This window comes from Streptomyces sp. yr375 (genome assembly GCF_900110755.1).
GTDB lineage: Bacteria > Actinomycetota > Actinomycetes > Streptomycetales > Streptomycetaceae > Streptomyces.
On sequence record NZ_FOFF01000010.1, the window covers coordinates 148,098 to 162,116 of the forward strand.

Below are 14,019 nucleotides of genomic sequence, written 5' to 3' on the forward strand. Positions count from 1 at the left end.
GTTCCTCCAAGACGGTTTCCTCCATCACGGTTTCGTCCAACATGGCTTCGTCCGAGGGTGGTTCAGTACGACTTGGGCAGGCCCAGGGTCTGGTGGGAGACGTAGTTGAGGATCATCTCCCTGCTGACGGGGGCTATTCGGGCCACCCGCGAGGCCGTGATCAGCCGGGCGATCCCGAACTCGCTCGTGAGGCCGTTGCCCCCGAGGGTCTGCACCGCCTGGTCGACCGCCCGCACACAGGCCTCCGCCGCCGCGTACTTCGCCATGTTGGCGGCCTCGCCCGCGCCCGTGTCGTCCCCCGCGTCGTACAGGTGGGCCGCCTTCTGCATCATCAGGCGGGCCAGTTCGAGTTCGATGTGGGCCTGGGCGAGGGGGTGTGCGATGGCCTGGTGGGCGCCTATCGGGGTGTTCCAGACGGTGCGTTCGCGCGCGTACGCGACCGCTTTCGCCAGGGCGTGCCGGCCCATGCCGATCGCGAACGCGGCCGTCATGATCCGCTCGGGGTTCAGGCCGGCGAAGAGCTGGAGCAGACCGGCGTCCTCGTCGCCGACGAGCGCCTCCGCCGGGAGCCTCACGTCGTCCAGGATCAGCTCGAACTGCTTCTCCGCGCCGTGCAGTTCCATGTCGATCTTGCGGTGGGTGAAGCCGGGGGTGTCGCGCGGGACGATGAAGAGGGAGGGCTTGAGACGGCCGGTGCGGGCGTCTGCCGTGCGGCCGACGATCAGGGTGGCGGCCGCGATGTCCACGCCGGAGACGAAGACCTTGCGGCCGGTGAGGAGCCAGTCGCCGCCGTCCTTGCGGGCCGTGGTGGTGATGCGGTGGCTGTTGGAGCCGGCGTCGGGCTCGGTGATGCCGAAGGCCATGAGGCGGGTGCCGGTGGCCAGGGCGGGGAGCCACTCCTGCTTCTGGCTTTCCGTGCCGAAGCGGGCGATGACCGTGCCGCAGATCGCCGGGGAGACGATCATCATGAGGAGGGGGGTGCCTGCGGCGCACAGCTCTTCGAGGATCAGGGAGAGTTCTGTGATGCCGGCGCCTCCTCCGCCGTATGCCTCTGGCAGGTTGGCCGCGATGTAGCCGAGGTTGGCGGCTTCTTGCCAGAGGGTCTGGGAGTCGTGCGGGTGGGTCTTGGCGAAGGAGTTGACCGCTTCTCGGAGTGCTTTGTGCTCGTCGGGTTCGATTTGGGGGGTCATGGTCGCTCCTTTGGCTGCGGGTTCGCTGTGGCTGGGCGCGCTCACGCGGCGGAGCCGCATATCGATACAGCCCCGCGCCCCTAGGTTTCTTGCACCACCGCCAGCAATGCGTTGACCTGTACCTGTTGTCCCGGCTCCACTGCCAGGTGTGTCACCGTCCCTGCCGTCGGCGCTGAAATGACGTGTTGCATCTTCATCGCTTCCAGCCACACGAGCGGTTCGCCCTTTCCGACACTCGATCCGGTGATGAGGCCGGGTGCGAGCTTGACGACTGTGCCGGGCATCGGGGCCAGGAGGGAGCCGGGGGCGTGGTGGGGCTGTGGGGTGGGGAAGCGGGGCAGGGCGGTGAGGGTGGTGTTGTTGACGTGGACCTGGTCGCCGTAGCGGGAGATGTCGAAGCGGTGTCGTACGCCGGATATCTCCAGGACGACGAGGGCGGGGTCGGCGTGCACGACGTGGACGCCGTCGGCCGTCAGGCCGGTGCGTCCGTGCGTGTAGCTGACCTCGGTCGCGGTCTCCGCTCCCCCTGTCCCCACCCCGTACCGCTTCGTCTGCGGCTGGGACGGCAGGTTGCGCCAGCCGCCGAAGCGGGAAGCCGTGCCTGCCTGGGCCAGTGCGGCGGCCAGCGGGGCGTACGGGTCGGGGGGCGAGGTGGTCAGTTCGGGCAGGTGGCGGTCATAGAAGGCCGTGGTCATGCGGGCCGACGTGAACTGCTCGTGCCGCAGGGAGCGGACCAGGAGGTCTCGGTTGGTGGTCGGGCCGTGGACCGTGGCCCGCTCCAGGGCTCCCGCCAGCTTGCGCAGCGCCTCCGCGCGCGTGGGGGCGTGGGCGACGACCTTGGCGAGCATCGGGTCGTAGTGGACGCCGATCTCGTCGCCGCCCTCGTACCCGGTGTCCAGGCGGACGCCCGCCGGGACGGTCAGGCGGTGCAGGGTGCCGGTCTGCGGGGTCCAGTCGTGCGCCGGGTCCTCGGCGTAGAGGCGGGCCTCGACGGCGTGGCCACGCGCGCGTGGCGGTGCGGGGGACAGCCTCGCGCCCTCCGCGACGCGGATCTGCTCCGCCACCAGGTCGAGGCCGAAGACCGCCTCCGTGACGGGGTGTTCGACCTGGAGGCGGGTGTTCATCTCCAGGAAGTGCGCCCGGCCGCCGGCGACGAGGAACTCGACCGTGCCCGCGCCGACGTAGTCCACGGCCCGCGCGGCGCGTACGGCGAGCGCCGTCAGTTCCTCCTCCAGCGGCTCGGAGAGGCCGGGGGCCGGGGCCTCCTCGATCACCTTCTGGTGCCGCCGCTGGAGGGAGCAGTCGCGGGTGCCCAGTGCCCACACCGTGCCGTGCGTGTCGGCGAGGATCTGCACCTCGACGTGGCGGCCGTCGTCGATGTACGGCTCGACGAACACCTCGCCGTCGCCGAAGGCGCTCATGGCCTCGGCGCGGGCGCTCTCCAGGGCGGCGTCCAGCTCTGCCAGGCGGCGTACGACGCGCATGCCTCGGCCGCCGCCGCCCGCCGCCGCCTTCACCAGCACCGGAAGGTCGGATTCCGTCACGTCCCGCGCGGACAGGGGCGTCAGGCCCATCAGCTCCTTCGCGCGCGTCTTGGACGCCATGGCCTCGATCGCGGCGGGCGGCGGGCCGATCCAGACCAGGCCCGCGGCCAGGACGGCGCGCGCGAAGTCGGCGTTCTCGGACAGGAAGCCGTAGCCGGGGTGGACGGCGTCCGCGCGCGCGGCGACGGCCGCCCTCACGACGAGGTCGGCGCGCAGGTAGGTGTCGGCGGGGGCCGCGCCCGGCAGTCGTACGGCCGTGTCGGCCACGCGCGCGTGGAGGGCGTTCTCGTCGGCGTCCGAGTGCACGGCGACCGTCCGGATTCCCAACTCACCGCAGGTGCGGAAGACGCGGCAGGCGATCTCGCCGCGGTTCGCCACCAGAACTGACGTAATCATGACCCTCACATCCGGAAGACGCCGAAGCCGCCGCGCGCACCCTCGTACGGCGCCGTGTGGATGGCCGACAGGCACAGCCCGAGGACCGTGCGGGTGTCGCGCGGGTCGATGACGCCGTCGTCGTAGAGCCGCCCCGACAGGAACATCGGCAGCGACTCCGACTCGATCTGCTGCTCGACCATGGCGCGCAGCGCGGCGTCGGCGTCCTCGTCGTAGGGCAGGCCCTTGGCCGTCGCCGACTGCCGGGCGACGATCGAGAGGACGCCGGCGAGCTGCTGCGGGCCCATGACGGCCGACTTGGCGCTCGGCCACGCGAAGAGGAAACGGGGGTCGTAGGCGCGCCCGCACATGCCGTAGTGGCCCGCGCCGTACGACGCGCCCATGAGGACGGAGAGGTGGGGGACCTTCGAGTTGGCGACCGCGTTGATCATCATCGCGCCGTGCTTGATGATGCCGCCCTGCTCGTACTCCCGGCCGACCATGTAGCCGGTGGTGTTGTGCAGGAAGAGCAGCGGGATGTCGCGCTGGTTGGCGAGTTGGATGAACTGGGCGGCCTTCTGGGACTCCTGGCTGAACAGCACGCCCTGGGCGTTGGCCAGCACGCCCAGGGGATAGCCGTGCAGGGTCGCCCAGCCGGTGACGAGGCTCGTCCCGTAGAGGGGCTTGAACTCGTCGAAGTCGGAGGCGTCGACGATCCGGGCGATCACCTCGCGCGGGTCGAAGGGGGTGCGCAGATCGCCCGGGACGATCCCTAGGAGCTCGTCCTCGTCATACCTGGGAGGGATGGCCGGGCCGGGATCCGCGTACGCCTTGCGGTGGTTGAGGCGGGCCACCACGCGGCGGGTCTGGCGCAGCGCGTCCCGCTCGTCGACGGCGAAGTGGTCGGCGAGACCCGACACGCGCGCGTGCATCTCCGCGCCGCCCAGGGACTCGTCGTCGCTCTCCTCCCCGGTGGCCATCTTGACGAGCGGCGGGCCGCCGAGGAACACCTTCGCCCGCTCCTTGACCATGATCACGTGGTCGGACATGCCGGGGATGTACGCGCCCCCGGCGGTCGAGTTCCCGAAGACGACGGCGATGGTCGGGATCCCTGCGGCGGACAGCCGCGTCAGGTCGCGGAAGACGGCCCCGCCCGGGACGAAGATCTCCTTCTGCGACGGCAGGTCGGCCCCGCCGGACTCCACCAGGCTGATGCAGGGCAGCCGGTTGGCGAGGGCGATGTCGTTGGCGCGCAGGGCCTTCTTCAGGGACCACGGGTTGCTGGCGCCGCCGCGCACGGTCGGATCGTTGGCCGTGATCAGACACTCCACGCCCTCGACCACCCCGATCCCGGTCACGAGCGACGCGCCGACCGCGTACTCGCTCCCCCAGCCGGCCAGCGGCGACAGCTCCAGGAAGGGTGTGTCGGGGTCGAGGAGCAGTTCGACGCGCTCGCGCGCGAGGAGCTTGCCGCGTGCGCGGTGCCGGGCGACGTACTTCTCGCCGCCGCCCGCCAGCGCCTTCGCGTGCTCGGCGGCCAGGTCGTCGAGCTTGGCGAGCATCGCCTCACGGTGCGCGAGGTAGGCGCGGTGGTCGGGGTGGTCGGGGCCGGTCGTGTCCAGCGCCGACGGCAGGACGGTCACAGGAGGGCCTCCGGAATGTCCAGGTGACGGGAGCGCAGCCATTCGCCGAGCGCCTTGGCCTGCGGGTCGAAGCGGGCCTGCGAGGCGACGCCGGCGCCGAGGATGCCCTCGACGACGAAGTTCAGGGCGCGCAGGTGCGGCAGTACATGCCGGGTGACCGTCAACTCGCGGGTTTCCGGGAGCAGTTCGCGGAAGCGGTCGACGGTGAGCGTGTGGGCCAGCCAGCGCCACGCCTCGTCCGTGCGCACCCACACCCCGACGTTGGCGTCCCCGCCCTTGTCGCCGCTGCGGGCACCGGCGACGAGTCCGAGGGGGGCACGCCGCACGGGCCGCTCGTCGGAGAAGAGGTCCGGCAAGGGGTCGGGAAGCGGGGGGTCCGGTACGGCGTCGAGTACGCGGGTGTCGGTGGCCGGGGGCACGGGGATGCGGCGCCCGTCGGTGAGGACGGCCACGTGCGCGACCTCGTCCCGGGGGACGGACCCGGCCTCGAAGATGCCGTACGGGGAGCCCTTGCCGGGTGGGGCGAGGACGTGGAAGCCGGGGTAGCTCGCGAGGGCCAGCTCGATCGCCGCGCCGCTCAACACCCGCCCGACGGCGGCCTGTTCGGGGTCGCGGACGACGAGCCGGAGTAACGCGCTCGCGGTCTCCTCGGTGTCGGCGTCGGGCCGGTCGGTGCGGACCAACTCCCAGCGGGCGTCGGCGACTTCACCGACCGCCGTCGCCAACTGCTTGCGCACGAGCGCCGCCTTGGCCTCGATGTCGAGGCCGGTGAGCACGAAGACGACCTCGTTGCGGTAGCCGCCGAGGCGGGTGCGGCCGACCTTGAGGGTCGGCGGCGGGGGCTCGCCGCGCACACCGTGGATCCGTACCCGGTCCGGCCCTTCGTCGTCCTGGGTGAGCCGTACGGTGTCCAGGCGGGCGGTGACGTCGGGTCCCGCGTACCGGGCCGGGCCGGTCTCGTACAGGAGTTGGGCGGTCACCGTGCCGACGTCGACGAAGCCGCCGGTGCCGGGGTGCTTGGTGATGACGCTGCTGCCGTCCTCGTGCAGCTCGGCGATCGGGAAGCCGGGGTGGCGCACGTCCCGGCCCTTGAACCAGGCGTAGTTGCCGCCGGTGGCCTGCGTCCCGCACTCCAGGACGTGCCCGGCGACGACCGCGCCCGCGAGCCGGTCGTAGTCCTTCGACCCCCAGCCGAAGTGGGCGGCGGCGGGCCCGGTGACCAGGGCCGCGTCCGTCACCCGCCCGGTGACGACGACGTCCGCGCCCGCCCGCAGACACGCGGCGATGCCGAAGCCGCCGAGGTAGGCGTGCGCGGTGAGACTCCCGGGGTGACGGTGCGTCAGGTCGTCGCCCTCGACGTGGGCGACGCGTACCGGGATGCCGAGGCGGTCCGCCAACCGCCGTACGGCGTCGGCGAGTCCGGCCGGGTTCAGGCCGCCGGCGTTGGCGACGATGCGCACCCGGCGGTCGTGGGCGAGGCCGAGGCACTCCTCCAACTGGCCCAGGAACGTGCGGGCGTAGCCGGCGGCCGGGTCCTTGAGCCGGTCCCGGCCCAGGATGAGCATCGTCAGCTCGGCGAGGTAGTCGCCGGTGAGGATGTCGAGTCGGCCGCCGGGGCCGCCGCTTGGTCCGCCGCCGGTGAGCATCTCGCGCATCGCGTCGAAACGGTCGCCGTAGAAGCCGGAGGCGTTGCCGATGCGCAGCGCCCGCGTCACTCCGCCGCCCCCTCGGGCGCGTCCCCCTTGTCTGTGGGTGCGCGGCCCTCGCCGGGCGGGCCCGCGAACGCCTGGGCGACGTCCAGCCAGCGGTCCGCGTCCGGGCCCACGGCGGTCAGGGCGAGGTCGGCGCGGTGGGCGCGCTGGGTGATCAGGCGGCAGAAGTCGAGCGCCGGGCCGGTGACACGGTCGTCGGCGTCCTCGGGGCCGTACGTCCACAACTCGCCGGACGGGCCGGTGAGTTCGACGCGGAACTCCTCGAACGGCACGGGCAGTCCGTGCATGCCGAGGGCGAAGTCGCGGGTGCGGACGCCGAGATGGACGATGTGCCGCAGGCGGTCGGTGGGGGTGCGGACGACGCCGAGCGCGTCGGCGATGTCCAGGCCGTGCGCCCAGGTCTCCATGAGGCGGGCGGTGGCCATGGAGGTGACGGACATGGGCGGGCCGTACCAGGGGAAACGCGCCCCCGTCCGGGCCGCGCGCAGAGCGCCCTGGAGGGCCTCGCGGTCGGACCGCCAGTCCGCGAGCAACTGCGCGGACGGCTTCCCGGCGCCCTCCTCGGCAGCGCCGTCCACGAAGTCCCCGGGCGCGGTCAGCGCCTTCTCGACCTCACGGGAGAAGGCGTCCTGATCGGTCACGGCCAGCACGGAGGAACGGTCGGTCCAGGCGAGGTGGGCGATCTGGTGAGCGACGGTCCAGCCGGGGGCGGGGGTCGGCAGCGCCCACTGCTCGGGCCCCAACTCGGCCACCAGCCGGTCGAGTTCGGCGCTTTCGGCACGGAGGTCGTCGAGTACGGGGGTGGGGTCGGCCATGGGGTGGAGCATGGCAGCGGGACAGAAAACAATCAAGCATGCTTGTTATTGATTTGCGCGGGCCGAAGCCCCGCTGAAGCCCCCCTCGGACCTTCCTAAGCCCCCCCTCGGGCCTTCCTCAGGCCTCCGGGAGCGTCGCCTTGTCCCGTCGCCGTCCCACCTGGGTCCGTACCGCCCCCATGCTCGCCACGATGACCAGCGCGATGGCCGCCGCCTGGAGGGTGGAGAGGGCCTGGCCGAGGATGAGGAAGCCGGCGGTGGCCGCGATCGCGGGTTCCAGGCTCATCAGGATCGCGAAGGTGGAGGCGGGCAGGCGGCGCAGGGCGAGGAGTTCGAGGGTGTAGGGCAGGACCGAGGAGAGGACGGCCACCGCCGCGCCGAGGCCCAGCGCCACCGGGTCGAGCAGCTTCGTGCCCGCCTCGGCGATCCCCAGCGGCAGGAACAGCAGCGCGCCCACCGCCATCGCCAGCGCCAGCCCGTCCGCCTGCGGGAAGCGGCGGCCGGTACGGGCGCTGAAGACGATGTACGCCGCCCACATCGCACCCGCGCCCAGCGCGAACGCGACGCCCACGAGGTCGAGTTCACCGAAGCCACCGCCGCCGCCATCGCCCTCGCCGCCCCCTGCCCCGCTGAGCAGGAAGATGCCGGCGAGGGCGAGTCCGGCCCAGACCAGGTTGAGTGCGCGGCGCGAGGCGACGACCGACAGGGCGAGGGGGCCGAGCACCTCCAGGGTGACGGCCAGGCCCAGCGGGATGCGGTCCACCGCCTGGTAGAACAGGCCGTTCATGGCGGCCAGCGTCACGCCGAAGACGACGACCGTGCCCCAGTCCGCGCGCGAGTGACCGCGCAGGCGCGGCCGGCAGACGGCCATCAGCACCAGCGCCGCCACCAGCAGCCGCAGCGCCACCACGCCCAGCGCGCCCACCCTCGGCATCAGCGTCACCGCCAGCGCCGCGCCGAACTGCACCGAGACCCCACCGGCGAGCACCAGGCCGACCGGGCCGAACGCGCCGAAACGGCCCGGAGCGGGAGCCGAGACCTGCGGTGCGGTGGCGGCTGTGTCGAGGGTGGTCACGGGCGGTCCAGGTGCTCGGGTTTCGACTTCGGCGCGTTCATCTTGATGTACTAACCAGTCCAGGTTAGTAGACCTCGTCAGGTGTGTGAACTCATCTAGCCTCTGTCTTGAGCCGTGAGACGGCTTGGGGCTGCTTGAGATGGCTCGAGACGGCTACCTGCGCGCCATGTACAGGTCCAGCGCCCTGTGCAGCAGCTTGTTGAGCGGGAAGTCCCACTCGCCCAGGTACTCCACCGCCTCGCCGCCCGTACCCACCTTGAAGCGGAGCAGGCCGAGCAGGTGGTTGGACTCCTCCAGGGTGTCGGTGATGCCGCGCAGGTCGTAGACGGCCGCGCCCAGCTCGTGGGCGTCGGCCATCATGCGCCACTGCATGGCGTTGTTGGGCTGGACCTCGCGCTTACGGCCGGTGGAAGCGCCGTACGAGTACCAGACGTGCTCCCCGACGGTCAGCATGGTGGCCGCCGCGAGCACCTCGCCGTCGTGATGGGCGAGGTAGAGCCGCATGCGGTCGGGGTGTTCGTCGTTCAGGGCGTTCCACATCCGCTGGAAGTAGGGCAGCGGGCGCGGGAGGAAACGGTCCCGCTCGGCGGTCTCGGTGTAGAGCGTGTAGAAGGCCGCCAGGTCCTCGTAGCCGCCCCGGACGACCTTCACGCCCGCCTTCTCCGCCTTCTTGATGTTGCGCCGCCACTGCTGGTTGAGGCACCCGTGGACCTCCTCCAGGGTCCGTCCGGCGAACGGGATCTGGAAGACGTACCGGGGCTGACCGGCCGCGAAGCCGTCCTCGCCGCCCGGCTCGGTCTGCTCCCAGCCGGCCCGGCGCAGCCGGTCGGCGATGTCGAAGGCGCGCGGCTCGTACGCACTCGCCTCGGCGTCCCGCAGCCGCCGGGCGCCCGGGTCGGCGATGGCCGCCTTGACGGCGTCGGCGCTCCAGCGTCGTACGACGACGGGCGGGCCCATCTTCACCGAGAACGCGCCCCGCGCCTTCAGGTGCGCGAGCATCGGCGTCAGCCAGCGCTCCACCAGGTCGGGCGCGTGCCAGTCGAGGACCGGTCCCTCGGGCAGGTAGGCCAGGTACTTCTTCAGCTTCGGCAGCGGCCGCAGCAGCACCAGCCCCACCCCGGCGAGCCGGCCCTCCTCGTCGAACCAGCCCAGGCTCTCCGCCCGCCAGTCCGGCTTCACGTCGCCCCACGAGGGGATCTGCATATGGCTGGCGGACGGGCGGGCCGCGACGAACGCCAGATGCTCGGCACGGCTGATGGACTGGACACGCACACTCATGCGCGGGCTCCTCGAACGGTCGGAAGGTCGAATGGAGGAATGAGAGGAATGAAAAGGAATGAAGGGGGATGGGGCTACGGGTGTCACGGGTGTCACGGGTGGTCGTGGTGGCGGTGTTCTCCCTGGTGCTCCTGTTCCCCGTCCGGCTCGCCGTCCAGCGCCTCGGCCAGTACCTCCGCCAGATGCCGCCCCCGTACCCCCGCCAGTTGGTCCAGTTGGGTCCGGCAGGAGAAGCCGTCCGCCAGGACCACCGACCCCTCCGGGGCATCCCTTACGGCAGGCAGCAGTCGTTCCTCCGCGCAGGCCGACGACACCTCGAAGTGGCCTGCCTCGAAGCCGAAGTTTCCGGCGAGGCCGCAGCACCCGCCCGTCAGGTCGCCGGTGAGCCCCGCGGCCTCGCGCAGCCGCCGCTCGGCCGCGTCGCCCAGCACCGCGTGCTGGTGGCAGTGGGTCTGGCCGACCGCCGGACGGTCCAGGCGCGGCGGGGTCCAGCCGGGGGCGTACCGCTCCAGGGCCTCCGCGAAGGTGAGGACGCGGGCGGCGAGGCGACCCGCGCGCGGGTCGTCGTGCAGCAGCTCGGGCAGGTCGGTGCGCAGGGCCGCCGCGCAGCTCGGCTCCAGGACGACGACCGGGGCGGCCGTCTCCAGCACCGGCTGCATCAGGTCGAGCGTGCGGCGCAGCACCACGCGCGCGTGGTCGAGCTGGCCGGTGGAGACGTACGTCAGCCCGCAGCAGACCCGGCCCCGGCGGGCGGTCAGCAGCGCGACCGGGGACCTGGACCGGCCGTCGCCCACCGGCCGCCGCCCCCCGCGCGTCCGCAGGGTCGGCGGCAGCGCCACCCGCAGCCCCGCCGCCTCCAGGACGCGAACGGCCGCCCGGCCCACGGACGGCGCGAGGTGCTCGGTGAACGTGTCGGGCCACAGGACGACCACCTCACCCCTACTGGCCGACCCGCCCGGGTCAGGGGCCTGCTTGTCGACAGGCCTGCGCCGCCACCACCCGCTGAACGTCTCCCCCGCCAGTCGCGGAATCCCCCGCTCCGGGGCGATGCCGCCGAGCCGCTTGGCGAGGTGGGCCAGCGGGCCGACGGCGGCCAGCGTGTTGAGTACGGCGGTCGCCCGCGTCCGGCTGGCCCAGCGCAGCCACACCGGCAGCCACCCCATGCTGTAGTGCGCGGCCGGTCGCCGTCGCCCCTCGTAGTGGTGGTGCAGGAACTCCGCCTTGTAGGTGGCCATGTCGACCTCTACGGGGCAGTCGGAGCGGCAGCCCTTGCAGGACAGGCACAGGTCCAGCGCGTCCCGGACCTCCGTGGAACGCCAGCCGTCGGTCACCAGCTCACCGGCCAGCATCTCGTGCAGCAGCCGGGCCCGCCCGCGCGTGGAGTGCTCCTCCCGGCCCGTGACCCGGAACGAGGGGCACATCACGCCGTCCCCCGTCGCCTCCGTCGTACGGCACTTCGCGACGCCCACACAGCGCCGTACCGCCGCCGAGAAGTCGCCGCCGTCGGACGGGTAGCCGAAGGCCACGTCGACCGGTTCGCGGGGCAGGACGGCGAAGCGCAGGTTGCTGTCGAGGGGGGCCGGGCGGACCAGCATGCCCGGGTTGAGCAGGTCGTCCGGGTCCCAGACGCCCTTGGCGCGCTCGAAGAGGGCGACCAGCTCGGGCCCGTACATCCTGGGCAGCAGTTCGGCCCGCGCCTGTCCGTCGCCGTGCTCGCCGGAGAGCGAGCCGCCGTGCGCGACGACCAGGTCGGCCAGCTCCTCCGAGAAGCGGCGGAAGCGGCCGATACCCGCCTCCGTGAGGAGGTCGAAGTCGATGCGGACGTGGATACAGCCGTCCCCGAAATGGCCGTACGGCGTCCCGCGCAGGTCGTGCGCGGTGAGCAGGGTGCGGAAGTCGCGCAGGTACGCGCCGAGCCGGGCGGGCGGCACCGCGCAGTCCTCCCAGCCGGGCCAGGCCTCGGACCCTCCCACAGCCCCAGGGGGCTGGGAGGTGCCCCCAGGCATCCGGGTCGCCGTCCCGCTCGCGTCCTCCCGGATCCGCCACAGCGCCCGCTGCCCGGCGGGGTCGGTCACCACGCGCGCGTCGACGACGTCGGCCGCGCGGACGATCGCCTGCGCACGCGCGCGTGCCTGCGCTGCCGTCTCCCCGCCGGTCTCCACGAACAGCCAGGCACCGCCCCTGGGCAGCCCGGCCGCCGCGCCCGGCGGCACCAGGTCGGCCGCCATGCCCTCCACGGTCAGCGGCCCGTACGGCAGCAGCCCGGCCGCGGCTTCGGCGGCGTCGCCCTCGGCGGCGTAGCCGAGCACCGCGAGCACACGCGCGCGTGGTGCCTCGACGAGCCGTACGACCGCCTCCGTGAGGACCCCTAGGGTGCCTTCGGAGCCGCAGAAAGACCGGGCGACGTCGACGCCGTTCTCCGGCAGCAGCGCGTCCAGCGCGTACCCGGAGATGCGGCGCGGCAGCTCGGGGTAGCCGGTGCGCAGCCGCGCCAGTTCGCCGTCCACCAGCGCCCGCAGCCCGTCCGGCGCCCCGTCCCAGCCCTGCCCGAGCCGCAGCCGCTGCCCGCGCGCGGTGACGACCGCCAGCTCGCGCACGCTGTCCGCGGTCGTCCCCCAGGCCACCGAGTGGGAGCCGCACGAGTTGTTGCCGATCATCCCGCCGAGCGTGCAGCGGCTGTGCGTGGACGGGTCGGGCCCGAAGCGCAACCCGTAGGGGGCGGCGGCCTCCTGGAGCCGGTCGAGGACGAGCCCCGGCTGCACGACGGCCGTCCGCGCCTCCGGATCCAGGGTGACCAACCGGTTCATATGCCGGGTGAAGTCCAGCACCACACCGGTGCCGGTGGCCTGCCCGGCGATGGACGTCCCGCCGCCGCGCGCGACGACCGGCACGCCGTGCGCCCGGCACACCTCCAGTACGGCGCTCACGTCGTCGGCGTCACGCGGCGCGACGACCCCTACGGGGACCCGCCGGTAGTTCGACGCGTCCATGGTGACCAGCGCCCGGGCCGTCACCCCGAACTCCACGTCCCCACCGACGACCCGCCGCAACGCACCTTCGAGCCCCGCAGCACCCCTGCTACCTGCCGTACCCGCAGCCCCGGCAGCACTCGCTCGACCGTCGACACCCTCGTGTTTCGTCACGGGTCCAGGAAACCAAAGACGTGTCTCAGCCGACGGACCAGGTTTCACCGGGGTTTCCCGGAGCGGCTAATCTCACTTCCGTGGCTGAGATCCAGATTCCTGCTGACATCAAGCCCGCCGACGGTCGTTTCGGCGCGGGCCCCTCCAAGGTGCGGGTGGAGGCGCTGGACGCCCTGGCCGCCACCGGTACGTCCCTCCTCGGCACCTCCCACCGCCAGGCCCCGGTCAAGAACCTGGTCGGCCAGGTGCGCGAGAGCATCTCCGAGCTGTTCTCCCTCCCCGAGGGCTACGAGGTCGTCCTCGGCAACGGCGGCTCGACGGCCTTCTGGGACGTCGCGACGCACGGCCTGATCGAGAACAAGTCGCAGCACCTCACGTTCGGCGAGTTCAGCTCCAAGTTCGCGAAGGCGGCCAAGCTCGCCCCGTGGCTGGCCGGGCCCACCGTCATCTCCTCCGACCCGGGCACGCACCCCGAGCCGGCGGCCGAGGCGGGCGTGGACGCCTACGCGTTCACCCACAACGAGACCTCCACCGGTGTCGCGGCCCCCCTCGCGCGCGTGCGGGGCGCCGACGAGGGCGCGCTCGTCCTGGTCGACGCCACGTCCGGCGCGGGCGGCCTCCCGGTCGACATCGCCGAGACGGACGTCTACTACTTCGCCCCGCAGAAGTCCTTCGCCTCCGAGGGCGGCCTGTGGATCGGCGTGTTCTCCCCGGCCGCGATCGAGCGCGCCGAGCGGATCCACGCGTCCGGCCGGCACATCCCGGAGTTCTTCTCGCTCCCCACCGCGATCGACAACTCGCGCAAGAACCAGACGTACAACACCCCGGCCCTCTCCACCCTCTTCCTCCTGAACCAGCAGTTGGAGTGGATCAACGGCCAGGGCGGCCTGGACTGGTCGGTCGGCCGCACCGCCGCCTCCGCGCGCACGCTCTACGGCTGGGCCGAGGACGTCAAGTACGCGAACCCCTTCGTCACCGACCCGGCGAAGCGCTCGCAGGTCATCGGCACGATCGACTTCACCGACGACGTGGACGCCGCCGCCGTCGCCAAGACCCTGCGCGCCAACGGCATCGTCGACACCGAGCCCTACCGCAAGCTCGGCCGCAACCAACTGCGCGTCGCGATGTTCCCGGCGATCGACCCGGCGGACGTCGCGGCCCTGACGAAGTGCATCGACTACGTGATCGAGAACCTCTGATCTTCTCCGTAGGGCTCAGTACGACGCACTACGACGACTGAGGGC

Annotated in this window: 9 protein-coding genes; 1 reads left to right on the forward strand and 8 read right to left on the reverse strand. The window is 72.5% G+C overall.

The features are described from left to right. Positions 1–62 precede the first annotated feature (62 nt). The 8 genes from BMZ82_RS13650 to BMZ82_RS13685 all read right to left on the reverse strand — a co-directional run bounded on the left by BMZ82_RS13650 (position 63) and on the right by BMZ82_RS13685 (position 12,622). Positions 63–1,190 (reverse strand): acyl-CoA dehydrogenase family protein, encoded by a 1,128-nt coding sequence (locus BMZ82_RS13650; RefSeq protein ID WP_093775286.1) that lies wholly within the window; start codon positions 1,188–1,190, stop codon positions 63–65. 80 nt (positions 1,191–1,270) lie between these two features. Next, on the reverse strand, positions 1,271–3,130 hold the full coding sequence (locus BMZ82_RS13655) for an acetyl/propionyl/methylcrotonyl-CoA carboxylase subunit alpha (RefSeq protein WP_093775288.1): 1,860 nt from the start codon (positions 3,128–3,130) through the stop codon (positions 1,271–1,273). A 5-nt stretch (positions 3,131–3,135) separates the two neighbouring features. Further along, entirely contained in the window at positions 3,136–4,752 is a 1,617-nt protein-coding gene (locus BMZ82_RS13660) for an acyl-CoA carboxylase subunit beta (RefSeq protein WP_093775290.1), read from the reverse strand. Beyond that, positions 4,749–6,467 carry an acyclic terpene utilization AtuA family protein gene (locus tag BMZ82_RS13665; protein WP_093775292.1) on the reverse strand — a complete coding sequence of 573 codons (1,719 nt, stop codon included), beginning with the start codon at positions 6,465–6,467 and terminating at the stop codon, positions 4,749–4,751. The genes BMZ82_RS13660 and BMZ82_RS13665 overlap by 4 nt, the downstream gene beginning before the upstream one ends. Beyond that, complete coding sequence (locus BMZ82_RS13670; RefSeq protein WP_093775294.1) at positions 6,464–7,279, reverse strand: TIGR03084 family metal-binding protein; 816 nt, start codon at positions 7,277–7,279, stop codon at positions 6,464–6,466. Before BMZ82_RS13670 ends, BMZ82_RS13665 begins: the two co-directional genes overlap by 4 nt. A 118-nt stretch (positions 7,280–7,397) precedes the next feature. Next, positions 7,398–8,354 carry an EamA family transporter gene (locus BMZ82_RS13675; RefSeq protein WP_093775296.1) on the reverse strand — a complete coding sequence of 319 codons (957 nt, stop codon included), beginning with the start codon at positions 8,352–8,354 and terminating at the stop codon, positions 7,398–7,400. Positions 8,355–8,507: 153 nt separating this feature from the next. Continuing rightward, positions 8,508–9,632, reverse strand: a complete 1,125-nt coding sequence (locus tag BMZ82_RS13680; protein ID WP_093775298.1) for a lipid II:glycine glycyltransferase FemX — start codon at positions 9,630–9,632, stop codon at positions 8,508–8,510. A gap of 92 nt (positions 9,633–9,724) precedes the next feature. Continuing rightward, the gene (locus BMZ82_RS13685) at positions 9,725–12,622 is read right to left on the reverse strand and encodes an FAD-binding and (Fe-S)-binding domain-containing protein (protein WP_371271210.1); all 2,898 of its coding nucleotides are present in this window, start codon (positions 12,620–12,622) and stop codon (positions 9,725–9,727) included. A gap of 233 nt (positions 12,623–12,855) precedes the next feature. Here BMZ82_RS13685 and serC point away from each other — a divergent pair, with 233 nt between their 5' ends. Beyond that, positions 12,856–13,974 carry a phosphoserine transaminase gene (serC, locus tag BMZ82_RS13690; RefSeq protein WP_093775302.1) on the forward strand — a complete coding sequence of 373 codons (1,119 nt, stop codon included), beginning with the start codon at positions 12,856–12,858 and terminating at the stop codon, positions 13,972–13,974. The last annotated feature ends 45 nt before the right edge of the window (positions 13,975–14,019 follow it).

Coding starts and splice junctions, on each gene's coding strand:
- BMZ82_RS13655 (WP_093775288.1), bottom strand. CDS start 3,130: ATGATTACGTCAGTTCTGGTGGCGAACCGCGGCGAGATCGCCTGCCGC.
- BMZ82_RS13650 (WP_093775286.1), bottom strand. CDS start 1,190: ATGACCCCCCAAATCGAACCCGACGAGCACAAAGCACTCCGAGAAGCG.
- BMZ82_RS13685 (WP_371271210.1), bottom strand. CDS start 12,622: ATGGACGCGTCGAACTACCGGCGGGTCCCCGTAGGGGTCGTCGCGCCG.
- BMZ82_RS13670 (WP_093775294.1), bottom strand. CDS start 7,279: ATGGCCGACCCCACCCCCGTACTCGACGACCTCCGTGCCGAAAGCGCC.
- BMZ82_RS13680 (WP_093775298.1), bottom strand. CDS start 9,632: ATGAGTGTGCGTGTCCAGTCCATCAGCCGTGCCGAGCATCTGGCGTTC.